Annotated in this window: 21 protein-coding genes, 5 pseudogenes and 3 other annotated features; of the genes and pseudogenes, 21 read left to right on the plus strand and 5 right to left on the minus strand. The window is 37.6% G+C overall.

The annotated features are described in order from the left end of the window. The first annotated feature begins 9 nt into the window (after window positions 1-9). The 16 genes and pseudogenes from polA to ACEWFJ_RS05970 all read left to right on the plus strand — a co-directional run bounded on the left by polA (window position 10) and on the right by ACEWFJ_RS05970 (window position 17,668). Window positions 10-2,643: pseudogene (gene polA / locus ACEWFJ_RS05895) on the plus strand (DNA polymerase I). Window positions 2,644-2,655: 12 nt separating this feature from the next. Next, a pseudogene (gene mutM / locus ACEWFJ_RS05900) lies at window positions 2,656-3,485 on the plus strand (DNA-formamidopyrimidine glycosylase). A 272-nt stretch (window positions 3,486-3,757) separates the two neighbouring features. Beyond that, entirely contained in the window at window positions 3,758-4,390 is a 633-nt protein-coding gene (gene ytaF / locus ACEWFJ_RS05905; RefSeq protein WP_098305317.1) for a sporulation membrane protein YtaF, read from the plus strand. A gap of 426 nt (window positions 4,391-4,816) precedes the next feature. After that, window positions 4,817-5,419, plus strand: coding sequence for a dephospho-CoA kinase (gene coaE, locus ACEWFJ_RS05910; protein WP_230573750.1), 603 nt, complete (start codon window positions 4,817-4,819; stop codon window positions 5,417-5,419). A gap of 108 nt (window positions 5,420-5,527) precedes the next feature. Next, complete coding sequence (locus tag ACEWFJ_RS05915; protein ID WP_473691019.1) at window positions 5,528-6,556, plus strand: glyceraldehyde-3-phosphate dehydrogenase; 1,029 nt, start codon at window positions 5,528-5,530, stop codon at window positions 6,554-6,556. A 374-nt stretch (window positions 6,557-6,930) separates the two neighbouring features. Further along, a complete protein-coding gene (speD, locus tag ACEWFJ_RS05920; protein WP_176524508.1) occupies window positions 6,931-7,314 on the plus strand; it encodes an adenosylmethionine decarboxylase in 384 nt (127 codons plus the stop codon). Window positions 7,315-7,559: 245 nt separating this feature from the next. Next, window positions 7,560-8,021, plus strand: coding sequence for a transcriptional regulator NrdR (gene nrdR, locus ACEWFJ_RS05925; protein ID WP_098305307.1), 462 nt, complete (start codon window positions 7,560-7,562; stop codon window positions 8,019-8,021). A gap of 404 nt (window positions 8,022-8,425) precedes the next feature. Then, on the plus strand, window positions 8,426-9,829 hold the full coding sequence (locus ACEWFJ_RS05930) for a replication initiation and membrane attachment family protein (protein WP_473691022.1): 1,404 nt from the start codon (window positions 8,426-8,428) through the stop codon (window positions 9,827-9,829). A gap of 26 nt (window positions 9,830-9,855) precedes the next feature. After that, complete coding sequence (gene dnaI, locus ACEWFJ_RS05935) at window positions 9,856-10,794, plus strand: primosomal protein DnaI (protein ID WP_473691024.1); 939 nt, start codon at window positions 9,856-9,858, stop codon at window positions 10,792-10,794. Between the two features lie 149 nt (window positions 10,795-10,943). Beyond that, on the plus strand, window positions 10,944-11,825 hold the full coding sequence (gene ytxC, locus ACEWFJ_RS05940) for a putative sporulation protein YtxC (RefSeq protein ID WP_473691026.1): 882 nt from the start codon (window positions 10,944-10,946) through the stop codon (window positions 11,823-11,825). A 32-nt stretch (window positions 11,826-11,857) separates the two neighbouring features. Continuing rightward, window positions 11,858-12,084: a binding site (T-box leader), on the plus strand. Window positions 12,085-12,134: 50 nt separating this feature from the next. Further along, window positions 12,135-14,066 carry a threonine--tRNA ligase gene (thrS, locus tag ACEWFJ_RS05945; protein ID WP_440602469.1) on the plus strand — a complete coding sequence of 644 codons (1,932 nt, stop codon included), beginning with the start codon at window positions 12,135-12,137 and terminating at the stop codon, window positions 14,064-14,066. Between the two features lie 199 nt (window positions 14,067-14,265). Further along, window positions 14,266-14,386 (plus strand) — a sequence feature (ribosomal protein L20 leader region). Between the two features lie 63 nt (window positions 14,387-14,449). Continuing rightward, window positions 14,450-14,953, plus strand: coding sequence for a translation initiation factor IF-3 (gene infC, locus ACEWFJ_RS05950; RefSeq protein WP_020060081.1), 504 nt, complete (start codon window positions 14,450-14,452; stop codon window positions 14,951-14,953). A 21-nt stretch (window positions 14,954-14,974) separates the two neighbouring features. Next, window positions 14,975-15,172, plus strand: coding sequence for a 50S ribosomal protein L35 (gene rpmI / locus ACEWFJ_RS05955; protein WP_020060080.1), 198 nt, complete (start codon window positions 14,975-14,977; stop codon window positions 15,170-15,172). A gap of 40 nt (window positions 15,173-15,212) precedes the next feature. Continuing rightward, the gene (rplT, locus tag ACEWFJ_RS05960; protein WP_154709926.1) at window positions 15,213-15,572 is read left to right on the plus strand and encodes a 50S ribosomal protein L20; all 360 of its coding nucleotides are present in this window, start codon (window positions 15,213-15,215) and stop codon (window positions 15,570-15,572) included. Between the two features lie 448 nt (window positions 15,573-16,020). Next, window positions 16,021-16,512 (plus strand): dUTP diphosphatase, encoded by a 492-nt coding sequence (locus ACEWFJ_RS05965; protein ID WP_098305295.1) that lies wholly within the window; start codon window positions 16,021-16,023, stop codon window positions 16,510-16,512. A 71-nt stretch (window positions 16,513-16,583) separates the two neighbouring features. Beyond that, window positions 16,584-17,668: pseudogene (locus tag ACEWFJ_RS05970) on the plus strand (M42 family metallopeptidase). A 188-nt stretch (window positions 17,669-17,856) separates the two neighbouring features. On the opposite strand, the pseudogene ACEWFJ_RS05975 reads toward ACEWFJ_RS05970, so the two are convergent. Next, window positions 17,857-18,476, minus strand: a pseudogene (locus ACEWFJ_RS05975) (TetR/AcrR family transcriptional regulator). Between the two features lie 286 nt (window positions 18,477-18,762). Between ACEWFJ_RS05975 and ACEWFJ_RS05980 the strand changes: the two are divergent. After that, window positions 18,763-19,416 (plus strand): HlyD family secretion protein, encoded by a 654-nt coding sequence (locus ACEWFJ_RS05980; RefSeq protein WP_473691030.1) that lies wholly within the window; start codon window positions 18,763-18,765, stop codon window positions 19,414-19,416. 13 nt (window positions 19,417-19,429) lie between these two features. Next, entirely contained in the window at window positions 19,430-21,262 is a 1,833-nt protein-coding gene (locus ACEWFJ_RS05985) for a DHA2 family efflux MFS transporter permease subunit (protein WP_473691032.1), read from the plus strand. Window positions 21,263-21,469: 207 nt separating this feature from the next. On the opposite strand, the gene ACEWFJ_RS05990 is transcribed toward ACEWFJ_RS05985, so the two are convergent. The 3 genes from ACEWFJ_RS05990 to ACEWFJ_RS06000 all read right to left on the minus strand — a co-directional run bounded on the left by ACEWFJ_RS05990 (window position 21,470) and on the right by ACEWFJ_RS06000 (window position 22,983). Beyond that, a complete protein-coding gene (locus tag ACEWFJ_RS05990) occupies window positions 21,470-22,051 on the minus strand; it encodes an HD domain-containing protein (protein WP_473691034.1) in 582 nt (193 codons plus the stop codon). 129 nt (window positions 22,052-22,180) lie between these two features. Further along, window positions 22,181-22,594 (minus strand): hypothetical protein, encoded by a 414-nt coding sequence (locus tag ACEWFJ_RS05995; RefSeq protein ID WP_473691036.1) that lies wholly within the window; start codon window positions 22,592-22,594, stop codon window positions 22,181-22,183. 35 nt (window positions 22,595-22,629) lie between these two features. Next, window positions 22,630-22,983, minus strand: a complete 354-nt coding sequence (locus ACEWFJ_RS06000; protein WP_473691038.1) for an ammonia permease — start codon at window positions 22,981-22,983, stop codon at window positions 22,630-22,632. 279 nt (window positions 22,984-23,262) lie between these two features. Here ACEWFJ_RS06000 and ACEWFJ_RS06005 point away from each other — a divergent pair, with 279 nt between their 5' ends. Further along, a complete protein-coding gene (locus tag ACEWFJ_RS06005; RefSeq protein ID WP_473691040.1) occupies window positions 23,263-23,511 on the plus strand; it encodes a hypothetical protein in 249 nt (82 codons plus the stop codon). A 324-nt stretch (window positions 23,512-23,835) separates the two neighbouring features. On the opposite strand, the gene sspI is transcribed toward ACEWFJ_RS06005, so the two are convergent. Further along, window positions 23,836-24,045, minus strand: coding sequence for a small acid-soluble spore protein SspI (gene sspI / locus ACEWFJ_RS06010; RefSeq protein WP_473691042.1), 210 nt, complete (start codon window positions 24,043-24,045; stop codon window positions 23,836-23,838). Window positions 24,046-24,127: 82 nt separating this feature from the next. On the opposite strand from sspI, the gene ACEWFJ_RS06015 reads away from it, so the two are divergent. Beyond that, on the plus strand, window positions 24,128-24,925 hold the full coding sequence (locus ACEWFJ_RS06015; RefSeq protein WP_473691044.1) for a TrmH family RNA methyltransferase: 798 nt from the start codon (window positions 24,128-24,130) through the stop codon (window positions 24,923-24,925). Between the two features lie 32 nt (window positions 24,926-24,957). Beyond that, window positions 24,958-25,185: a binding site (T-box leader), on the plus strand. Window positions 25,186-25,229: 44 nt separating this feature from the next. Then, window positions 25,230-26,263 (plus strand): annotated as a pseudogene (gene pheS, locus ACEWFJ_RS06020) (phenylalanine--tRNA ligase subunit alpha). Window positions 26,264-26,266 lie beyond the last annotated feature (3 nt).

Consider the following 26,266-nt stretch of genomic DNA (forward strand, 5'->3'; position numbering starts at 1 on the left):
TTTTTCAAATTGGAAAAGAAAGTCGTTTTAGTTGATGGAAATAATATTGCATATCGCGCTTTCTTTGCGTTGCCGCTTTTAAACAACGACAAAGGTATACATACAAATGCCATTTATGGTTTTACGATGATGTTAATGAGAATTCTAGAAGAAGAAAAGCCAACGCATATGCTCGTTGCATTTGATGCAGGGAAAACAACGTTTCGTCATAAAACATTTAGTGAGTATAAGGGTGGCCGCCAAAAAACACCACCAGAACTATCAGAGCAATTTCCATTCATTCGTGAAATGTTAGATGCATTTCATGTGCCTCGTTACGAATTAGAGAACTACGAAGCAGATGACATTATGGGAACATTGGCGAAAGAAGCGAGTGAGCAAGGAGTTCCAGTAAAAGTCATTTCCGGAGATAAAGACTTGCTTCAGCTCGTTTCAGACAATACCCGTGTTTGTATTCCGCGTAAAGGAATTACAGAAGTGGACGAGTATACAAACGAAACATTATTTGAAAAATATAGTTTATCTCCAAAGCAAATTATTGATATGAAAGGGCTGATGGGAGATCAATCAGATAATATCCCAGGTGTCCCAGGTGTCGGTGAGAAGACGGCAATTAAATTGTTAACGCAATTTGAAACAGTAGAAGCTGTATATGAAAACTTAGACAAAGTGAGCGGTAAGAAATTAAAAGAAAAGCTTGAAGAAAATAAAGAGCAAGCATTGATGAGTAAAGAGCTAGCAACAATTATTACCGATGCACCAATTACGATTCAATTAGATGATATTGCTTATAACGGATATGACAATAGCGATATTATTCCAATGTTTGAGAACTTAGGGTTTCATTCTTTATTGACTAAGCTAGGAGCACCGATTGCAGAAACGCCTGCAGCTGAGCTAGATGATATCTCATTTGAAATCGTAGAAGAAGTAACGGAAGAAATGTTGCAGCAAGATAGTGCGCTCATTGTAGAAGTGCAAGAAGACAATTATCACGGAGCCGATATTCAAGGATTTGGTATTCAAAATGAAAACGGATGTTACTTTGTTCCGACTGATATCGCTCTTCAATCACAACCTTTTACGAGCTGGTTAGCGAATCCAGAGATGAAGAAGTATACATTTGACGCTAAGCGTGCAATTGTTGCGTTAAAGTGGAAAGGCTATGAAATAAAGGGAATCGATTTTGATTTATTAATTGCAGCTTACTTACTTGATCCAGCAGAAACCGATAAAGATTTTCGTGCCGTTGCGAAAATGAAAGAAACGCATGCTGTGCAATCAGATGAAGAGGTATATGGAAAAGGTGCAAAACGAGCTGTACCAGAGCAGACAGTTGTAGCAGAACACGTAGCGCGAAAAGTACATGTGCTATACGATGTACAGCAATCATTTGCTGAAGAACTGAAAAAGAATGAGCAGTATGAATTGTTTACAGAGCTGGAAATGCCGCTTTGCCGCGTATTAGCTGAAATGGAATGTAAAGGTGTTGCAGTTGATACAAATCGTCTCCGTAATATGGGTGATGAAATTGGCTGCGCAGCTCAAGAAAATGGAAGAAGAAATTTACGAGCTTGCAGGAACGGAATTCAATATTAATTCACCGAAACAACTTGGTGTGATCTTGTTTGAAAACTTAAACTTACCGGTTATAAAAAAGACAAAAACAGGTTATTCTACATCGGCTGATGTGCTTGAAAAATTAATGGAGCATCATGAAATTATTCCGAAAATCTTACACTATCGTCAGCTGGGAAAATTAAATTCTACGTACATTGAAGGTTTGCTGAAAGTTGTTTATACAGATTCGTCCAAAATCCATACACGTTTTAATCAAGTATTAACACAAACGGGACGTTTAAGTTCAACAGATCCAAACTTACAAAACATTCCGATTCGTTTAGAAGAAGGACGAAAAATACGTCAAGCGTTTATTCCATCAGAAAAAGATTGGGTTATGTTTGCTGCGGATTATTCTCAAATCGAATTACGTGTATTAGCACATATTTCTGAAGATAACGGTTTAACCGAGGCCTTCCAACATGATATGGATATTCACACAAAAACAGCGATGGATGTGTTTGGAGTTGAAAAAGAGGGGTAACCTCTAATATGAGACGACAAGCGAAAGCTGTAAATTTCGGAATTGTGTACGGAATTAGTGATTATGGTTTATCGCAAAACCTTGGCATTACAAGAAAAGCAGCAGCTGATTTCATTCAAAAGTATTTAGAGAGTTTTCCGGGAGTAAAAGAATATATGAATGATATTGTGCAAGATACGAAGCAAAAAGGATATGTATCTACATTGCTGAATCGTCGCCGTTACATCCCAGAAATTACGAGCCGCAATTTTAATCTGCGCAGCTTTGCAGAACGCACGGCAATGAATACACCTATTCAAGGAAGTGCTGCGGACATTATTAAGAAAGCGATGATTATTATGGCGGATCGACTAGAAGAAGAAGGATTACAAGCTCGTCTTCTTTTGCAAGTGCACGATGAACTTATTTTTGAAGTGCCTCAAGAGGAAGTGGAAAAGCTAGAGAAGCTTGTACCTGAGGTAATGGAACATGCGATTGAACTTTCTGTTCCATTAAAGGTTGATTACTCATATGGTCCAACATGGTACGACGCAAAATAAGGAAGTGATAGTATGCCAGAACTACCAGAGGTTGAAAATGTAAGGCGAACGCTAGAGAAGCTCGTCAAAGGAAAGACGATTGAAGAAGTGATTGTAACATACCCGAAATTGGTGAAAGAGCCAGATGATGCTGAACTTTTCAAAGAGATGCTGCGCGGAGAAACGATTGAAAAGGTCGAACGCCGCGGTAAGTTTCTTCTTATATATGTAACCCATTACGTCATTGTTTCGCATTTGCGAATGGAAGGGAAATATATGCTGCACGAAGCAAATGATCCAGTTGATAAACATACACACGTCCGTTTTCGTTTTACAGACGGTACGGAACTTCGTTATAAAGATGTACGTAAATTCGGTACGATGCATCTTTTCGAAAAAGGAACGGAGCTTACAGTCATGCCGCTGTCAGATTTAGGACCTGAGCCTTTTTCGGCTGAATTAACACCGGCGTATTTACGAGAAAGAATGCAAAAAACCGCTCGGAAAGTAAAAGTTGTCTTGCTAGATCAACGTATTGTAGTTGGTCTTGGTAATATATATGTAGATGAAGTATTATTCCGTTCACGTATTCATCCAGAGCGAGAAGCGTCTTCTTTAACGAATGAGGAATTTGAAACGTTGTATAAAGAAATTGTTGCAACATTAACAGAAGCGGTCGAGCGTGGTGGAAGTACAATTCGTACGTATATGAATTCGCAAGGACAAATTGGTTCATTTCAAGAACGATTTTACGTATATGGAAAAAAGGTGAACCATGTGTAACATGTGGCACTGCACTTGAAAAAACAGTTGTTGGCGGACGAGGTACACATTATTGCCCTGTTTGTCAGTTGAAAAGTTAAACAAACAAAACATCAGTAAAAATACTTATTGATGACAGCATCATTTTATCCCACATTAAAGGACAGTAAGACCCCCACCTTCAAGATGCAGAGAGAAGCAGGGAGCTAGGTGGGGGATAACTGTCCGTAAAAGCCCGATTGGTTCAACTAACCATCAGTGGGGATGAAGAAAACCCCACTGATGGAAGTTTCAATATATTTTTTGTAATAACATCGGATAGGCTTCTGTCATATATATACAACAAAGCTATGTATAGGGAAGGAGCTTATCGATGTATCATTATTTCTCTCTTATTTTATTAGCTTTTACGCTAAGTTTAGATAGCTGCAGTGTGGGGCTTACATATGGGCTCCGCAACGTCCGAATTCCACTGAAATCTATTATTGTAATCGGGATTTGTTCAGCTGTTGTGATGATATTATCAATGGGAATCGGGCATATGATTGCACAAGTTTTTTCGCCGGTGCTTGCGACAAGAATTGGAGGATTGGTTCTCGTAGCAATCGGTGCGTGGGTGTTGTATCAATTTTTTCAAAGTGATAAAAAAGAGGAAGCACCGCAAGAAGAAAAAGTATGGAACTTAGAAATTGCTTCTCTCGGCCTTGTCATTCAAATTTTGCGAAAACCGACTGTTGCTGATTTTGATAAATCTGGGACAATTTCGGGGGTGGAAGCACTTCTTCTTGGTATGGCGCTTTCATTAGATTCATTTGGAGCAGGTATTGGGGCGTCTTTACTTGGATATTCCCCATTTACGATGGCGGGATTAGTTGCGGTAATGAGCTCGTTATTTTTATTTATTGGAATGAAAGCGGGAACGATATTATCAAATATGCGATGGCTACAAAAGCTTACGTTTTTGCCGGGTATATTACTTATTATTATTGGAATTTGGAAAATGTAAGAGGAGACGTGAACCGATGTTTCACGTCTCTATTTTTAAAGGATACGAATTTATCCCGCATTAACGGGCAGTAAGCCCCCACCGCAAGGTGCAGAGAGAAGCGAGGAAGCTAGGTGGGAGATAACTGCCTGTAAAAGCCCGATTGGTTCAACTAACCATCAGTGGGGGATGAAAAAACCACTGATGGAAGTTTCACTTTATCCCGCTATTCGCGGGCAGTAAGCCCCACCGCAAGATGCAGAAAGAAGCGAGGAAGATGGGTGGGGGATAACTGCTGGCATGTGCTCGATTGGACGGGCTCTCCAGCAGTGGGAAATGAAGAAAACCCCACTGCTGGAAGTTTCGCTTTATAAAAGTTGGAGATGTCTAGCTTCAGCGCTTGTTTTGCTAAACAGGATGCTTAAGCTTTTCTTAAGGGGAATTTTGATGACAGTTGTAATTGGATTAACAGGCGGCATTGCAAGTGGAAAAAGTACAGTATCACAAATGTTTCAAGGTTTTCATGTTCCAGTTATTGATGCAGATATTATTGCGAGGGAAGTTGTAGAACCAGGGAAGGAAGCGTATAACGAAATTGTAACAGCATTTGGGAAAGAAGTGCTGGGGGAAAATGGAGAACTAGATCGTCCGAAGCTTGGTAGCATCGTATTTCATAATGAAGAAAAACGTTTGCTGTTAAACGGCATTGTTCACCCTGCTGTACGAAAAGAAATGAATGCACAAAAGGATATGTACATAAGAGAAAAAGCGCAAGCGGTTGTGCTCGATATTCCACTTTTATTTGAGAGTAAATTAACAGGTCTAGTAGATAAAATTTTGCTAGTTTATGTTGATAGTGAGACTCAGCTTACAAGATTAATGGAGCGCAACAATTTTAAAGAAGAAGAGGCAAAAGCCCGTATTGCTTCGCAAATGCCGCTAGAAGATAAAATCACATTAGCGGATGAAGTGATTAATAATAATGGCACAATGGAAGAGACGAAAGCCCAATTAAGTCGCATTTTAAAAGAATGGAACATTATTAAATAAAAAAATTTAAAAATGATGAAATTGTTTAGTGACATATCTTCTTTTTGTGTTATACTATTATTGGGATTGGAGATAAATAGTATAACGCAATCAAGGGGATAACATATTATGATTCGTGTGGCAATTAATGGGTTTGGACGTATTGGGAGAATGGTGTTTCGCCAAGCTATAAAAGAAAGCGCATTCGAAATTGTAGCGATTAATGCGAGCTACCCATCTGAAACGTTAGCACATTTAATTAAATATGATACAGTTCACGGTAAATTTGATGGTACAGTAGAAGCGTTTGAAGATCATTTATTAGTAGATGGCAAAATGATTCGCCTTTTAAACAACCGCGATCCAAGAGAATTGCCTTGGAAAGAAATGGGAGTAGACGTTGTAATTGAAGCAACAGGTAAGTTTAACTCCAAGGAAGGCGCAAGTCTTCACGTAGAAGCTGGTGCGAAAAATGTTATTTTAACTGCACCAGGAAAAAATGAAGATGTAACAGTTGTTGTTGGTGTAAACGACGAACAACTTGATATTACAAAACATACCGTTATTTCAAATGCATCTTGTACAACAAACTGCTTAGCACCTGTTGTAAAGGTGTTAGATGAGCAGTTTGGAATTGAAAACGGTTTAATGACAACAGTTCATGCTTATACAAATGACCAAAACAATATTGATAATCCACATAAAGATTTACGCAGAGCACGTGCATGTGGCCAGTCTATCATTCCAACAACGACAGGTGCTGCGAAAGCGTTAGCAAAAGTTCTTCCGCATTTAAATGGAAAACTTCATGGTATGGCACTTCGCGTTCCAACACCAAACGTATCTCTTGTTGACTTAGTTGTGGATGTAAAGCGCGATGTAACAGTGGAAGAAATTAATGAAGCATTTATGACAGCGGCTAACGGTGCGTTAAAAGGAATTGTCGCATTTAGTGATGAGCCTCTTGTTTCTATAGATTTTAATACAAATACACATTCCGCAATCGTTGATGGTTTATCTACAATGGTAATGGGCGAGCGCAAAGTGAAAGTACTTGCTTGGTACGATAACGAATGGGGTTATTCTCGTCGTGTTGTAGATCTTGTAAAGCTTGTTGTAGATCAATTTGCGAAACAAGAAAACGTACAACATATTTAATAGATGAGAAAAGGGCAAGCGTTAGCTAGCCTTTTTCTTTTTTTATGAAAGGAAAAGAATACATATGCTTTTTCTTTGTAAATCACCTAAAAGAGCTATAATTACTGTAATTTGGAGTCTTTTCTTTTGTTTTCGGAGAAAAGAAAAAGAGAAAGTGTCATCGGAAAAATGAAAAACTGTTGTTGCAAAATGAAAATAAACAAAGTATACTAACATTCGTAAACTTAAGAGCTGAGGTGGTAGTCACTACTTAAAGGGTTAGGACCTCTCTGGACTAACTTTCCCCGTGGTAGTGGAGCAAACCAAATTGCAAATTAGTTTTCAATTCGAACAGTTAGATTAAATTTATAAGGGGGAACTGTAGAATGGATACTATGGATACTATGGGTCGTCACGTAATCGCGGAACTTTGGGATTGCGATTTCGACAAACTTAATGATATGCCTTATATTGAAAAATTATTTGTGGATGCAGCACTTCGAGCAGGCGCTGAAGTACGTGAGGTTGCTTTCCATAAATTTGCACCACAAGGTGTAAGTGGGGTTGTAATTATTTCTGAATCTCACTTAACAATCCACAGCTTTCCAGAACATGGTTATGCAAGTATTGATGTATATACTTGCGGAGATCGCATTGATCCGAATGTTGCTGCAGAGTACATCGCTGAAGGTTTGAGCGCAAAAACGAGAGAGAGCATTGAACTTCCTCGTGGTACAGGTAGCTTCGAAATTAAACAAAGAGAGACAAAAGCTCTTTAAAAAAGAAGATAAGTGATTTAAAATGTAAAGAGGTGTATTATACACCTCTTTTTAATTTATCTGCTATTTGCGGACAGTAAGACTCACACTGATGGAAGTCTGGGTAAATTAATTGTTAGAAAGATAAAAAAGAATAACGTACATAAGTATATTTGATTAAGGGTTTATAATATAGAAGAGATAATTCTTGTTTATAATGTTTTGGTTTTGTTAAGATAAAATTAAATTGTAAAGGAGTGAATGGATTGCGTTGTCCATCCTGTTTTCACAATGGTACGAGAGTATTGGATTCGCGTCCAGTTGACGAAGGGCGATCGATTCGTAGAAGAAGAGAGTGCGAAAGTTGTCTCAATCGCTTTACAACATTTGAACGTGTCGAGGAGCCACCACTAATTGTTGTAAAGAAAGAAGGAATGCGAGAAGAGTTTAACAAAGAGAAAATTTTGCGCGGTTTAATTAAAGCGTGTGAAAAACGACCTGTATCTTTAAAACAACTAGAAGAAATCACGCAACATGTAGAACGTGAATTGCGTAACTTAGGAATGTCAGAAGTAAAAAGCGATATGATTGGTGAAATGGTCATGGAAGAGCTTCGTGATATTGATGATGTTGCATATGTACGTTTTGCATCTGTTTATCGACAATTTAAAGATTTGAACGTATTTATTGAAGAATTAAAAGATATACTTCAAAAAGAACGAAAATAAAAGAGCTAGAAGCGTAAGCTATTAGCTCTTTTTTTCACTAATAAGTAGTAACGAACGGAAATATAAATCACATATATCCCGCTATTTGCGGGCTGTAAGATCTCTACCTCGAAATTCTGAGAAAACAAAGAAGAAAGGTGGAGGACAACTGCTGGCATGCACCCGATTGGTGAGAGCTTTCCATCAGTGAGCCCTTCACTGATGGAAGTTTCACTTTATCCCGCATTAACGGGCAGTAAGACCCCCACCTCAAGATTCAGAGAAAAGCGAAGAAGAGAGGTAGGGGATAACTGTCCGTAAAAGCCCGATTGGTTCAACTAACCATCAGTGGGGGATGAAAAAACCCCCCACTGATGGAAGTTTCACTTTATGATAAGAATGGATAACAGAAAGGATTTGCAAGAATGGAAAGACAGTCATGGATGGAGTTACTGCCAATTGACCGTTATAAAGTAAGTGCAAGAGGACTGCTCAGTAATTATGACCGTAAAGTGCTTACGATGCTATATCAACCGCTAATCGGTAGTAAAGCTTTTAGTTTATATATGACATTGTGGGGAGAATTGGAGCAGGATCGTTTATTTGGAAGAGAAAATACACACCATTCTATTATGGTAACGATGCAAATGCCGCTCCCAGATATTTATGAAGAACGTATAAAACTAGAGGCAATTGGACTTTTAAATGTGTATATGAAAAAAGAAAAAGATATTCGCATGTTTATTTATGAGTTGCAGCCACCTCTCATGCCGAAGCAATTTTTTGATGATATTGTATTAAGTATTTTTTTATATAACCGCTTAAGCAAGGCAAAATACAATCAAGTAAAGCAATATTTTTTAGAAGAAGAATTTGACTTTGTTTCTTATGAAAATATGACACGATCCTTTAATGATGTGTTTGGCTCGTTTAATCCAGGACAAGTTGAGTATGCCAAGGAAGAATTGCTTATACCAAATGCAACTGTGATGCCGGGCAGAGCGCAGGGGAATGCACCTAAGCTCTGGAATGATTTCTTTGATTTTTCATTATTTGTAGAAGGATTATCAGCACTCGTTCCGCGCAAAGCCATTACAGAACAGATGCGTGAATGTGTGATGACATTAGCTTACGTATACGGGATTGATCCGCTATCCATGCAAAATATTGTTCTTGGTGCTGTTACAGAACATCATACAATTGATATGGAGCGACTGCGAAAAGGTGCGCGTGATTGGTACCAATTTGAGAATGGACAAGCGCTCCCAGTATTTAGTGAACGAACGCAGCCATTGCATGCGCGGACGATGAAAGAGAAAGAGCCGAAAACACAAGAAGAAATGCTCATTAAACAGTTAGAAGAAATTTCGCCAAGAGAGTTATTAAAAGAAATTTCGGGCGGAGCTGAGCCGACGAAAGCTGATTTGCAAATTATTGAAGAAGTGATGTTGAATCAAAAGCTCACACCAGGCGTTGTAAATGTGCTTATTTATTATGTGATGCTTCGTTCTGATATGAAGCTGGCGAAATCGTACGTGGAAAAAATCGCTGGACATTGGGCGCGTAAAAAAGTTACAACAGTAACAGAAGCGATGAGTCTTGCGAAAGAGGAAAACCGTCAATATCAAGAGTGGGCAGAAACAAAGAAAAAAGGAAAGACGACGAAGAAAACAGTTCGTAAAGAACTTGTACCAGATTGGTTAAAGGAACAAGCTGAAGAGAGCGAACAATTGGCTGAACAATCGCCTCGCAGTGAAGGTCATGAAAAATTAGAAGAAGAGCGTAAAAAGTTAGAGGAAGAGCTGAAAAAATATAAGCGAAACGAATAGAGGAGAGCTCCCTTTGAGGTGAAAAAATGGAACCGATTCAAAATACATTTGCGAAGTTAATGCAAAATGAAAATTTTAAGAATAGATATGAAGTATTGAAACAAGAGGTAATGACGCATCCGCGTGTAAAAGAGTTTATAGAAGAGCATCAGGGTGAAGTGACAACGTCCATGGTAGAACGCAGCCTTGTGAAGTTATATGAGTACATCGGGCAAAGTGTTAGATGTGAGGATTGTCCGAACTTAGAGTCATGTAAAAATATGATTCAAGGATATGAACCAAAGCTTATCATTCAAGGTAAGATGATTGATATTCAATATGATCGTTGCGTAAGAAAAGTGGCTTATGATGAGAGGAAGAAACATGAGAAGTTAATTCAAAGTGTGTATATGCCAAGTGATATTTTGCAAGCTTCTATGGGAAATTTAGACCCATCAGATTTAGAGCCGCGGTTTCAGGCAATTCGTGCTGCTAATGAATTTTTAAGTGCATATGAGCCTGGAAAAAAAGTGCAGGCAATATACTTTCATGGGCCATTTGGTGTAGGGAAAACCTATCTTTTAGGAGCAATTGCCAATGAACTGGCGCTGAAAAAAATAAGTTCGATGATTGTGTACTTACCAGAATTTTTACGTGAAATTAAAAGTTCATTGCAAAATAATACAATTAGTGAAAAGATTGATGCAGTGAAGCGTGTATCAGTATTAATGTTAGATGATATTGGAGCAGAAGCGATGTCGAGCTTTGTGCGCGATGATGTACTTGGAGCGATTTTACAATTTCGTATGCTGGAGAACTTACCGACGTTTTTTACATCTAACTTTGATTTTAAACAGTTGGAACATCATTTAACATATACACAGCGCGGAGAAGAAGAAGAAATGAAAGCAGCCCGCATTATGGAGCGTATTAAATATTTAGCAAAGCCGGTTCCTATTGGTGGGAAAAACCGCCGGCATAAGTAAAGAGCAAGCAGTGAGCTTGCTCTTTATTTTTTGGAAGGAAATATAATAAAGCATTACTTTGAATGATAAATTACTTTACGCTTGTATCATTTTTTGTACATCCCCCTAATATATATGGAAATAGCAAGAATTATAAAAGGGGGACAAAAGTGATTGAAATCTGCTTTGAAGAAAAAAATGATGCTATTGTTATATATAAAGAGCTGAAAAAACGGACAGATGATATATATGCAGAAATAAGCATTTATTTGTACGAACAAATGGTGATTGTTCATATACCAATACAAGAATCATGCTACATTGATCGAGTGGTTATCCCTGTACTTGTTCAATATATTATAAATACAAAACAAGATGAATGGATAAGTGATATTTTAAAAGAGAAGTTTTACTATGAAGAGCGAGAAGAACGAATTCAAATTTTACATATGGCTCATTCTATTTTAAATGGGAGACGTAAGGGGCTAAACGATGCCCCTTCTAAACAAAGAGGGAAAGAATTGGTGGTTTCTTCCTTGCGGGGGTGGATGCATGATAAGATGTCTTTTTCGTTTGAAGCATACATTCGTTTTCGCTTGAGAAAGTACAATGAATTTTTATATCGCACTACAGAGATGGCGATAGATGAATATAAGTTAGAACAAGAGTATCAAATGTTTGTGGAAACGCTCCGGCAGCAAGTGAGCAGCCGGAAATCGCGTTTGTCATGCTTGCATCTTGTGTTTGATGACAGTTTTATTTTTTATGATGAAAAGGGAGCTCGTTTAAAACAAGATAAACTTGTTCAGTATATAGAAGAAGAATTACTCTCTCAAAAAGGCTTGTACATTGATCCGAATATTATGGCACCGCTTCTTTCAATCTCGCCTAAAACAATTCATCTGTATACGAAAGAGCAAGATCATAATATGATTGTGACAATTCAAAATGTGTTTCAAGAGAGAGTACAACTATATGCGCTTCATGAATTTGAAAAGAATGTGAAAAATTATAAAAATAAAGGGAACGCCCTTGATTTTCTAAATTTTTGAGCATATAATTACGTACATACATGAAAATACATTAAAATGTTACGATGAGGACATGAGTAATTGTCTACGATTCTCAGAGAGGGAAGCCTTAGGCTGTGAGCTTCTTAATACGAGATTATTACTTACCACCTCTGAACTTCAGCAGTGAACGAAATTCTAGTAATTGCTGACGGTAAATGCCGTTATAATGAACTTGAGCAGTTAACAATGCGTTAGCTGGAACAAGGGTGGAACCACGAATTCAACACTCGTCCCTTTTTATAGGGATGGGTGTTTTTTATTTTGACTATGAAAAAGGAGTGACCAAAGATGGCAGACGTAGTAAAAATTACATTTCCAGACGGAGCTGTGAAGGAATTTCCAAAAGGAATAACAACAGAAGATATTGCTGCTTCTATTAGCCCTGGCTTAAAGAAAAAAGCAATTGCAGGGAAATTAAACGAGGAAATGGTAGACTTACGTACACCGATTGAGCAAGATGGTGCGATTTCTATCGTTACATTAGATTCTGAAGATGGTTTATACATTTTACGCCACTCAACAGCTCACCTTTTAGCACAAGCATTAAAGCGTTTATATAAAGATGTGAAGCTTGGAATTGGGCCTGTTATTGAAAATGGTTTCTATTATGATATCGATATGGAAGAAGCAATTACAGTTGAAGACTTCCCGAAAATTGAAAAAGAAATGCAAAAGATTGTGAACGAGAACCTAGAAATCGTTCGTCATGAAGTACCACGTGCTGAAGCACTTCGTCGTTATGAAGAAATCGGCGATGAGTTAAAATTAGAATTGATTAATGATCTTCCAGAAGATGCGGTTATTTCAATTTATGAACAAGGCGAATTTTTCGATCTTTGCCGCGGAGTTCACCTTCCATCTACAGGGAAAATTAAAGTGTTTAAACTGTTAAGCGTTGCTGGTGCTTACTGGCGTGGAGATAGCGATAATAAAATGCTACAACGTATTTACGGTACTGCATTCGTGAAAAAAGCGGAATTAGATGAGCATCTACGTATGCTTGAAGAAGCGAAAGAGCGTGATCACCGTAAATTAGGTAAAGAGTTAAAACTATTTACAAATAGCCAAAAAGTAGGACAAGGTTTACCACTTTGGTTACCAAAAGGTGCAACAATCCGTCGAATTATCGAGCGTTACATTGTTGATAAAGAAGCAAGCTTAGGATATGACCACGTATATACTCCAGTATTAGGAAGCCGAGAGCTTTATGAAACTTCTGGTCACTGGAATCACTACCGAGATGGCATGTTCCCATCAATGGAAATGGATAATGAGGAATTAGTACTTCGTCCAATGAACTGCCCTCACCATATGATGGTTTATAAAAACGATATCCACAGCTATCGTGAATTACCGATCCGTATTGCAGAGCTTGGAACAATGCACCGTTATGAAATGTCTGGTGCATTATCTGGGTTACAACGTGTACGCGGGATGACTTTAAATGATGCGCACATTTTCGTTCGTCCAGACCAAATTAAAGAAGAATTAAAACGCGTTGTAAACTTAACTTTAGAAGTATACAAAGACTTTGGTTTAGAAAATTATTCATTCCGCTTATCTTATCGTGATCCAGAGGATACTAAAAAGTATTATGATGACGATGAAATGTGGGAAAGAGCACAAGGCATGTTAAAAGAAGCTATGGATGAAATGGGTCTTGAGTACTATGAAGCTGAAGGTGAAGCGGCATTCTACGGTCCGAAACTTGACGTGCAAGTCCGTACTGCGCTTGGAAAAGACGAAACACTTTCAACTGTACAATTAGACTTCTTACTTCCAGAACGCTTTGAGTTAACTTACATCGGTGAAGATGGTAAGCATCATCGACCAGTTGTTATTCACCGTGGTGTTGTATCAACTATGGAACGCTTTGTTGCTTTCTTAATCGAAGAATATAAAGGTGCATTCCCAACTTGGTTAGCACCAGTTCAAGTACAAGTAATTCCAGTTTCTCCGCAAGTACATTTAGACTATGCGAAGAAAGTACAAGAAGAATTACAACGTGCTGGTATTCGCGTTGAAGTGGATACTCGTGATGAGAAAATCGGTTATAAAATCCGCGAGGCACAAATGCAAAAAATCCCGTATATGCTTGTAGTAGGTGACAATGAAGTTGCTGAAACTGGTGTAAACGTACGTAAATACGGTGAACAAAAATCAGAAACAATCTCATTAGATGCTTTCGTTGACTTAATTAAAGTTGAAGGAAAACGATAAGAAAAAGCCGCGGTTCGTCCGCGGCTTTTTTGTATGTTTTGTTTGGTAATAAGAACCAAAGTTTGCTTTGTATAAAAAAATGTTGCATGTATTCGTTTTGTTTGTTACAATATTTTTTGTTGCTACTTAAGAAGCTCAACTTCTTGACACGCATCACGTCCTATGATAGAATCATCAAGGATAATAGAATACGGATTTGTGGAACAAGTAGAAGCACCCGCTTCTCACCTGATTGACGCGAAAGCAGTTACCAGGTAAATGTATTTCTTACTTAAGATATTACAAGTGTGGGTGTCATATACCCGCACTTTTTTGTTTGGGTTCTGCCTTCCCAAAACGTATTCCCATAAAAACCTTGGAGGTGGCTTACTATTAGCAAGGACATGATGATTAACGAGCAAATTCGTGCACGTGAAGTACGTTTAGTTGGTGCAAATGGTGATCAACTTGGAATTAAGTCTCGTCAAGAAGCATTAGACATGGCTGCAAACGTAAATCTTGATCTAGTATTAGTTGCTCCAAATGCGAAACCACCAGTATGCCGTATTATGGACTACGGAAAATTCCGCTTTGAGCAACAAAAGAAAGAAAAAGAGCAGCGCAAAAATCAAAAAATCATTAGTATGAAAGAAGTACGTTTAAGTCCAACAATTGATGAACATGACTTTAACACAAAACTTCGTAATGCTATTAAATTCTTGGAGAAAGGCGACAAAGTTAAAGCGTCTATTCGCTTTAAAGGTCGTGCTATTACTCATAAAGAAATCGGTCAACGTGTTTTAGATCGCTTCTCTGAAGCTTGTGCTGAAGTTAGTACAATTGAATCTAAGCCAAAAATGGAAGGACGTAGCATGTTCTTAGTTTTAGCACCGAAAAATGATAAGTAATAAATAGAGGAGGAAATCACTATGCCTAAACAGAAAACTCACCGCGGCGCTGCAAAGCGTTTCAAAAAAACAGGATCTGGTAAACTAAAGCGTTCTCACGCTTACACAAGCCACTTATTCGCTAACAAATCTACAAAAGCTAAACGTAAATTACGTAAAGCTGGTGTAGTAAGCGCTGGTGACTTCAAACGTATTCGTCAAATGCTTGACAACATGTAATTAATATTTTGTTCAGATAGATATCTAGGAGGGAAATAATATGCCAAGAGTAAAAGGTGGTACGGTTACTCGTAAACGTCGTAAAAAAATTATTAAATTAGCAAAAGGTTACTACGGTTCTAAACATACATTATACAAAGTTGCTAACCAACAAGTAATGAAATCTTTAATGTATGCGTTCCGTGACCGTCGTCAAAAGAAACGTGACTTCCGTAAATTATGGATCACTCGTATTAACGCAGCTGCTCGTATGAACGGTCTTTCTTACAGCCGTTTAATGAACGGTCTTAAAGTTGCTGGTATCGAAGTAAACCGTAAAATGCTTGCTGACCTAGCTGTTCATGACGAAAAAGCTTTCGCTGAATTAGCAACAGCTGCTAAAACTGCTTTAAATAAGTAATGATAAAAAATCCTTAGGACATTGTTCCTAAGGATTTTTTTATTTTTCGTAAATTAACATTGTTTTTGCTGAAATGGAAGAAAGAAAGATGAATGGACGTGTTGTGCCATATATGACAAAATAAGCATAAAAGGCACAATAATATAGAAGAATAAAGATAAAAAGTCGGAGGGGGTCTCTGACTTTTTATCTTTATCCCGCATTAAGGGGTAGTAAGAACCCCCCATTGATGGAAGTTTCACTTTATTTAGGTGTATAGTCATAAGCTCACTTATATACGGAAGAACGATGGTGGTAAGGAGGAGTTTGACTTCAGACAATCATGTCTTTCCACGCGAAACTGACACTGTTATAATGTAAGAATGTAACTTGCTTATTTTCTTATATTTACCATTAGAATGGAACAATATCGGATAATGTTTATTGGATATTGAAGGAGGAGTACGTTTTGGATTTACTACAACTATTTAAATTACAAAAAGAATTAGATGATCGTATTGCGAGAGAACATAATTTAGAGCCAAAAAAGTTGTTAAAAGAAAAGATGCTAGCGCTTCTTGTGGAAATTGGAGAACTTGCAAACGAGACACGCTGCTTTAAATATTGGAGCAACAAGCCAGCATCTGAGCGTGCAATTGTACTAGAAGAGTATGTGGATGGGTTACATTTTATTTTATCTATCGGAATTGACTTAGGAATTGATAAAAATTTCTTATTTTATAAGTGTGCAATAACAAATAAAACACAGGTAGAAATTTTCTTAGATGCATATGCAAAAGTAATCCGTTTTAATGAACAGCCGTCTATTACGAATTATATTGAATTGTTTACGAGCTATCTTCGCCTAGGACAAGCACTTGATTTTGGTCAAGAAGAGATTGAAAAAGCATATTTAGATAAAAACGAAGTGAATCATCAGCGTCAAACAGAAGGGTATTGATGAAATTTTTTGAACATTCTTTTCCGCTCTTGTATAATTAAAGAGATGAAGAAAAAGGAGGACATTGTCCAATGACAAAACTAGATGCGACATTGACGATGCTAAAAGAACTAACAGACGCGCGCGGGATTGCTGGAAATGAACGTGAGCCTCGTGAAGTAATGAAGAAGTATATCGCACCGTTTGCTGATGAAGTGTCAACAGATAACTTAGGAAGCTTAGTTGCGAAAAAATTGGTGATGGTAACGGCCCGAAAATTATGGTAGCTGGTCATTTAGATGAAGTTGGTTTTATGATTACGCAAATTGATGATAAAGGTTTCTTACGCTTCCAAACAGTTGGCGGCTGGTGGTCACAAGTTATGTTAGCGCAGCGCGTAACAATTGTTACGAGCAAAGGTGATGTAACGGGTGTCATTGGTTCGAAGCCACCTCATGTTCTATCAGTTGATGCTCGTAAAAAGCCGGTTGATATTAAAGATATGTTTATTGATATTGGTGCTTCTAGTAAAGAAGAGGCAATGGAGTGGGGCGTACGTCCAGGAGATCAAGTTGTACCATACTTCGAATTCCAAGTGATGAAAAATGAGAAAATGTTACTTGCAAAGGCATGGGATAACCGCATTGGTTGTGCAATCGCAATCGATGTTTTAAAACAATTAAAAGATGAAAAACATCCAAATATCGTATATGGTGTTGGAACGGTTCAAGAAGAAGTAGGTTTACGAGGTGCGAAAACATCTGCGAACTACATTCAACCGGATATTGCTTTTGCGGTAGATGTTGGTATCGCTGGAGATACACCGGGAATTAGTGAAAAAGAAGCACAAGGCAAAATGGGTGATGGCCCGCAAATTATTTTATATGATGCATCTATCGTTGGACATAAAGGTCTTCGTGATTTCGTTGTTGGTGTAGCAGATGAATTAAACATTCCATATCAATACGATGCACTTCCAGGCGGCGGAACGGATGCAGGTGCAATTCATGTTTCTGTGGATGGTATTCCAGCGATGGCAATTACAATTGCAACTCGCTATATTCATTCTCATGCTGCAATGTTGCATCGCGATGACTATGAAAACACAGTGAAGTTAATTGTAGAAGTTGTGAAACGTCTTGATGCTGAGGCTGTACATAACATTACATTTGATTAATATACGAAAGAGCGAAGGGACATTCCTTTCGCTCTTTTTCATCCCGCATTAACGGGCAGTAAGCCCCCCACCTCAAGATTTAGAGAAAGCGAGGAAGATAGGTGGGGGACAACTGCCCGTAAAAGCTCGATTGGTTCAACTAACCATCAGTGGGGAATGAAAAAACCCCCACTGATGGAAGTTTCACTTTATTTAAATGGTGGTTCTAATCCAGCGGCTGTATACGGACCTAAAATGATTAAACGAGATAGCTGCAAGGCCATATAATGAGGCGTATACGGCATATTTTGTCTTAACCAAGAAATAATCATACCTAAATGTGCACCTGCCATATAACTAGTGAGAATATCACGAGGTACAATTAATTCTTCTTCATTTGGTTGTGAAAGAGAAAGGGCGTTAAGCAAATTCGTTTGAATTGCTTTCATCATTTGTGAGGAAAACTTCGGAATCCCATTCTCTCCGAGCATCACTTGATAAAAAAAGCATGTTCAGCAATATGGCTAAATAAAGATAAAAAGATAGGATGAGGAGTATCAAAAGTAAGTTCAAACTCCCTCTTATCTAATTTCTTCGATTTGAGAATATCTGCTAATGCTGTTAACATTTCTGCAATGCTTTTGTCTAATAAATCATATTTGTCATGATAATGACTATAAAAGGTTGCGCGGTTTACAGTTGCCTTTTCAGCAATATCTTGAACCGTAATGCTATCAAAACCTTTTTCATGTATTAAAGATATAAGAGCATCACGTATCGCTTGTCTCGTTCGTTTTACGCGTGGATCGTTTGAATTTTTAATAGACATTTTCGTTCTCCTTGCTTGATTTTTTTATACTTTTTCAACATATATATGAAGGACTGTTGGAAAAACAACATATCGAAATAAATTGTTGGTTGTCACTCAGAATGAATTATTTATAATTATAAACGATATTCTTTTTCTTAGCACAAAATAAGGAGAGGATTTTGTGCTCGAAAAAGGGTTATTTTTTTAACTAGTCCTTAACAATATGAATGGTCAATATTGTTAACTAAAAAAGAGAAGGACTTTTTAGAAAATACATTAATATTCAAAACAAGGAGAGAACACAATGAGTCAATTTCGGAGAATGATTATCATCAATGTTATTACATTGATTGTGTTAGTTGGCGGCGGATTTGCCGGCTATTATTATTACAATCAATCAACAAGTTATTTAAAAACGGACAATGCAAAAATTGATGGAAAAGTTGTACCTATTGCATCTCCAGTTGCTGGGAAATTAACAAACTGGACAGCTGAAGTAGGAAAAAGTTATAGTGCTGGGGATAAAGTAGGTTCTGTAACGAGTAATGCTGGCGGAACAGCACAAGAAGTGGATATTACAGTTCCGACAAATGCAACACTTGTTCAATCGAATGCAACGCAAGATTCTTACATTGCTCCAGGAACACCGCTTGCATATGCCTATAATATGAGTGATTTATGGGTAACAGCAAACATTAAAGAAACAGACATCGACGATATTCAAAAAGGGCAAGAAGTAGATGTGTACGTAGACGCATATCCTAATACAACGTTAACAGGAAAAGTAGAACAAATTGGTTTAACAACGGCAAATACGTTCTCTATGCTGCCATCTAGTAATGCAACAGCAAACTATACGAAAGTAACACAAGTTATTCCAGTTAAAATTTCATTAGACCATAGTAAATCGTTAAATATTGTCCCAGGCATGAATGTCACAGTTCGGATTCATAAGTAAGGGGGAATGAAATATGTCCTCGATCTTTATTGCAGGATACGCTCTTTTATGTATTGCCGTATTCATTATTGTAAATCGTGTTTTTAGAAAGAAAGACACACAAAGGATAGAAGAACCGGTTCAAGCAGTTTTAAAGGATACAAAAGAGGCAGTAATAAAACAAGAAATATCAGAAGCTATTGAAGAGAGAACTCAGGAACAAGAAATTGTAGAAAAAACAATTGAAAAACAAAAAGCATCAGAATTTGTAAAAGAAGCGGTACAAGAACAAAAGGTGGAAAGTAAAGAACCGAAAGCTTCTCGGGCTCAGGCGATTCTCCCTGATTTTAACGTGAAGGTCGTTTTGGCTGTTCTTATTTCCGGGATGTTCGTTTCGATTTTGAATCAAACATTAATTAACGTTGCTTTACCGTCTTTAATGAATGAATTTAATGTATCGACATCTACAGCGCAGTGGCTTACAACAGGTTTTATGCTTGTGAATGGGGTATTAGTACCGGTTAGTGCGTTTTTAGTTTCACGGTTTACGTATCGAAACTTATTTTTAGCAGCCATGATATTCTTTACAGTAGGTTCGATTATTTGTGCGGTATCTGGAAACTTTACGATGATGATGACAGGACGTGTCATTCAAGCTGTTGGTGCCGGTATTTTAATGCCTGTTGGGATGAATATTTTTATGACACTCTTCCCGCCTCATAAACGCGGGGCAGCGATGGGTTTGCTCGGTTTTGCAATGATTTTAGCGCCTGCCATTGGGCCAACAATTACAGGATGGATCATTCAAAACTATAAATGGAATGTGATATTCTATGCGATGTTTATTATTGGTTTATTCATTATTGTATTAGCGTTAAAATATTTCACGCTAAAACAGCCTGTGTCAAAGGCAACGCTGGATACGTATGGTGTTATCACTTCTAGTATCGGCCTTGGGAGCTTACTATATGGTTTTAGTGAGGCAGGAAATAAAGGCTGGGGCAGTGCGGAAGTTATCATTGCGATTATTATTGGAGTTATTGGACTAAGTTTATTTATATGGAGACAGTTAACAGCTGACAATAAAATATTAGATCTTCGTGTATTCAGCTATTCTGCATTTACTTCGACGCTGATTATTAATGCAATTGTTACGATGGCGCTATATGGTGGTATGCTATTACTTCCTATATATTTACAAAACATCCGTGGATTTACGCCAGTTGTTTCCGGATTGTTACTTCTTCCAGGATCTTTAATTATGGGACTGATGGGACCGTTTGCTGGAAAGCTATTTGATAAATATGGGATTCGGCCGCTTGCAATTTTTGGATTACTCCTTACAACATACGCAACATACCAATTTACACATTTAACATTAGAAACACCTTCTATTCAAATTATGATAGATTATATTATTCGTTCGTTTGGGATGTCCTTTATTATGATGCCAATCATGACAGCAGGGATGAATGCTCTGCCAAGGCAACTGATTTCGCATGGAACAGCAACGCAAAATACAGCAAAGCAAGTTGCTGGTTCCATTGGGACTGCGCTTTTAATTACAATTATGACGCAGCAAACGACAAATCATATGGCAGACTATGCAAATGCGATTACAACAACAAATCCGATTATTGTAAATAAATTATCTCAATTGGGGCAAAGTATTGGTGCATTGACAGGATCAGCTCAGGCAGGAAACGCGTTAGGCTCACAAATGCTATTCGGGCAAGTTTCGAAGATGTCTGTTATTAACGGAATTAACGATGCGTTCTGGATTGCAACAATATTAACAGCTATTGCCTTGTTCTTATCATTTTTCTTACAATCAGGAAATAAGGTGAACAAAAAAGCAGAGAGATGATGTAAGTAGTTTGGTTATGAAGGTTAATTAATAGACTAAATAACAAGCAAAATGGCATTGTTTTGAACAATGGAATCACATAAAAAAACGCAGAGATTTTGAAATCTCTGCGTTTTTCTGTTATGAAATGGCCGTAAATGCCCGATTGGTTCAACTAACCATCAGTAGGGGATGAAGCCCCCACTGATGGAAGTTTCATTTTATATGTTAATGCTTCACAAGTTTTGTCTGTCCTTTTCCTTCATTTGCAGAAATGTGCAAATAGGATGGTGTATGTGTTTGTAATTCACGATCTATCATCTGATCTAATCGCTTGATCGCTTGCAGTGCTTTTTCATAAGAGATTGTTCGATAGTGATGTGTTCCCCCTGGTTCTTCATCTGCTTCGTCTGCCCATTTAATAATATTTTGCAGAGGCGTTCTTTCAAGTGTTTGCTCTAGTAGAAAAGAATCAGTGTGCAGGAGAATGGCAACAGAAATTTCTTTTGCTTGATTAGGGTGTTCTTCTAATCGGATTAGCAATTTATGAGCTCTTTCCGCTCCTTTAATAGCGTGTATATCATTCTTTTTATACAATTCATAGTCCCATTTCCCATCCCGATACCATGTGTGATGTCCGATATCATGAAGAAAACCAGCCTTTGTTGCCGCATCGACTGAGGCGTGATGCTTTTTGGCTAAGTGGAACGCGTGGTAAGCGACAGCAATCGCATGAACCATTCCAGAACGGTTTACATATTTTTGGGTGATGGGATGTTGAAAAATTTGTTCAAGTGTAACACGGCGCATAAAACATTCACTCCTTTCATTCAGTGCAGTGTATTATAGAGAAAAAACAATAGCTATAAATATATTTTGAACATTTTACTACATCATTGTTATGTTAGTAAAGTAATTAATGATGTAATAGAAAAATTTTTATTCTAATTTTACTTGAAAGATATAACCCGCATCGCCTTGCTCCCAAAAAACACCGATATGATATACGTATGTTCCAGGTTCACTTGGAAGAGGAATTGTATTGTTTTTATTTAGAACAACAGGAACAGCGGCTCCATTACGAAGCATCGTAACATCAATTGATTTCTGTTTCCTTTTTGATTTGACAGAGAAGACGGCTTCACTTCCTTTTCGTACAACAGCTGGTGTATGTTTGGCGGCTATTTGCTCAGGACCAATCGTATCCACACATTTTGTACCCCAGCAATAACTTCCCTGATATACTTCTAAAGGTTTCTCGTTTACTTTTACACTCATTTTTGGAAGCGGTTCTTGTTCTTGGTGGCAACTTGCTAAAAATAAGAAGCAAAAAAACAAGAAGAATTTTTGCAAGTTATGTTCTCCTTTCAAGAGAATCAAGAAGAGTATTACATCATTTCATAAAAAAGTATCCCTACTACAACAAGCGAAAATACAGTAATCCCTACATGTTTAATGCTAGTTAGTTGATTGCGTGCACCACTGATGCCTGCTAATAAACTAGCAATAGCTAACATACCCCAGTACATAGACGTCGAAAGTGGGAGAGACTGTTCTACATCCCTTCCTATCCCTGCAGAAATAATAGGCAGGAGAACGAGTGAAAAACAAACGATTCCCATTAGAAAAATAAACCATTTTTTATGTATTGCTCCTCTTATCATAAAAAATAATCCCCCGCCAATGCCGCATAGTACAAGAACGGGTACGAAAAAGATCCAAAGTAAGCTGAAGATTGGCATATGTAAGAACCCCCCTATGTAATAAGTTATATTTTATAACTGGGAGGTTTATTTTGGATAGTATAAAAAAATATGGATTTTTGATAGAAATGAACAATATATAATCGAAATAATAAGTGTAAAACGTTTGAGAGAGGAGGGGACATATGGAAATTAGAGAAGAAAATGTTGTAAAGAAACTTCCACAGAAACTATCAAAGGTTGTCCAAATGTCTATTTCACAGAGTCACATTCGGTCATATAAATATATTAACTCTATTAAAGAAAGGATTTAATATTATGGCTCTTTTAACTAACTGTGAAACCTGCACTCCTCCTGCGGGTTCAACACCTATTCTCACTCTGAATGTACCTGGTGGATTTGCTATTAACCTATTAGGAATACAGATTGAAGCTTGTCCACTCTGTGTTACAGTATTCACTACTGATGGTGAGGGTACACTAACAGCTCAACAACAAGACATTGTAAACAACCTTCTTCAGACTGTTCGTATTTTTAATCCGAATATTACGAATGTTCAAAAGTAAATAAATTAATAAATGTATAGATATATTAATTAGCCTTCGGTTTTCTCCGCAAGGCTTTTTTATTTGATATATTTTTTAGGGCGCAAAACTGAACGGTAATCATTTCAGAATCTTTTTTTATTTCATTCAGTTGGTGTCGTTGTGAAAATCGCTAAAATATTTTTTCAGATAGAAAAGATTGTAAACACCGTTTTAAGCTTCTTATCCAATGGAATCACGGAGAGCATCAACAAGAAAATTTAGCTCATGAAATGCTGTGACTATTTTTACGAATATGATTAGAGACGGAGCATTAAAATATCACTCCGTCTTTGAGAAAATTCCTTATCTTTTTAATCCTTGCTCTAGCGTAGCTAACATTTCATGCTTTTCATTTTCCTCAGCATTTTTCCAAATCACTTCAAATAAAACGCCAAGACCTGGAAGCATTTTTTCTTCACCGCTTTGAATGGCATCGACAATTGTTTCTTGTAATTGGTTTTGTGTATTTCCGGATACGTTTGCTAATACAGCATTGCGTAAATTAAAGTTCATCATTTTCACCTCTTTTTAGGAATGGAAACTGACATTAGTTTTTGTTCTTTTTTATGTAAATATGTATGAAAAATAGGCTATAATGAGAAGACAAGAAGAGAGGGAAATACATATTATGAAAAACATTGATTCAGTACAAAATCCGCGCGTGAAGCAGTGGAAAAAGCTGCAGACGAAAAAAGAGCGCGATAAAAAAGGACTATTTTTTGTAGAAGGATTCCATTTAGTTGAGGAAGCTTTAAAAGCAGGAGTTGTAACAGAGCTTATCGTTTGGGATCAAACAGATCTTCCGAAAGATTGGGCAGTTACCGATGTTGAAATGTACATTGTGCCTGAAGCAATTGTAAAGATGTTACGTGAAACAGAAACGACGCAAGGTGTATTTGCGGTTTGTGAGAAGCAAGAAAAAGAAGTAACTCTTACAGATGGAAAGTTTCTGTTACTTGACGGTTTGCAAGACCCGGGTAACTTAGGAACAATTATTCGTACAGCAGATGCAGCTGGTATTCATGCCGTTGTGCTTGGAGAAGGATGCGTTGATATTTATAACAGTAAAGTACTGCGTTCTACACAAGGCTCTGTATTCCATTTACCAATTGTAAAAGGAGACTTAGAAAAATGGGTAGACAAGCTAAAAGAAAAGAACGTTCCTGTATACGGAACAGCTCTTGAAAACGGGGTTCCATACGGTGAAGTAACGTCGACGGGAAGTTTTGCATTAATTGTAGGAAACGAAGGAAATGGTGTACGCCAAGAGATTCTTGCCAAATGTGATCAAAACTTATACATCCCGATTTACGGAGGGGCAGAATCATTAAATGTTGCGGTTGCAGCAGGGATTTTAACGTATTATTTACAAACTCCGGTTGCGAATCGATAAAAAACTTTTTATAATAAATTGAAGTATAATACTAAAAAACGTTGATAGAGAAGAGTAACTTACAAAATCGCTATGTAGGGAGAGAGTGCCATAGACTGAAAGCACTCTTATAGTAGACGTGAGTGAATTCACCTCTGGAGTTGACGCCAGGACCATTTATATGTAAAGGCGTTCCGGTTTAAAAAGCCGTTATAATAATGAAGTGGGCAGACTCGTTCTGTCAATTTAGGGTGGTACCGCGAATTTACCTCGTCCCTTTTTAGGGAGCGAGGTTTTTTTATTTTTAAAATTAGGAGGGTTCCAAATGGAAGCACGTTTAAAAGAGCTAAAGCAAGAAGCACTGCAGCTGATTGAAGAAGCGAAAGAGCTAAAGGGCTTAAATGATGTACGCGTTGCGTATTTAGGAAAAAAGGTCCAATTACAGAAGTACTGCGCGGTATGGGGAAATTATCTCCAGAAGAGCGTCCACGTATGGGAGCTTTAGTAAACGAAGTACGCGAAGCAATTCAAACACGTTTAGAAGAAAAAATTAATCATTTAGAAAAAGCGGTAATCGAAGCGAAATTAGCATCTGAAACAATTGATGTAACATTACCAGGCCGTCCTGTAAATACAGGTTGTCATCATCCGTTAACAGCGGTTGTTGAACAAATTGAAGATTTATTCATCGGTATGGGCTATGAAGTTGCTGAAGGTCCAGAAGTAGAAAAAGATTATTACAACTTCGAAGCGTTAAACTTACCAAAAGATCACCCAGCACGCGATATGCAAGATTCTTTCTACATTACAGAAGAAATGTTGCTTCGTACACATACATCTTCTGTGCAAGCAAGAACGATGGAAAAGAATACAGAAAAAGGCCCAATTAAAATTATTTGCCCTGGTAAAGTATATCGCCGCGATGATGATGATGCGACGCACTCTCATCAGTTCATGCAAATTGAAGGTCTTGTAATCGATAAAAACATTCGTATGAGTGATTTAAAAGGTACATTACAAGCATTTGCGAAGAAGATGTTTGGTGAAGACCGTGAAATTCGCCTTCGTCCAAGTTTCTTCCCATTCACAGAGCCATCTGTTGAAATGGATATTTCTTGTATGATGTGTCATGGAAAAGGTTGCGGCACATGTAAAGGAACTGGCTGGATTGAAATTTTAGGTGCAGGTATGGTTCATCCAAACGTTCTTGAAATGGCTGGTTATGATTCAAAAGAATATCAAGGCTTCGCATTCGGTATGGGTGCAGAGCGTATTGCGATGTTAAAGTACGGCATTGATGACATTCGTCATTTCTATACAAACGATGTACGTTTCTTACAACAATTCAAACGAGCGTAAGGG

This window comes from Bacillus sp. EA-CB0995 (assembly GCF_055814245.1).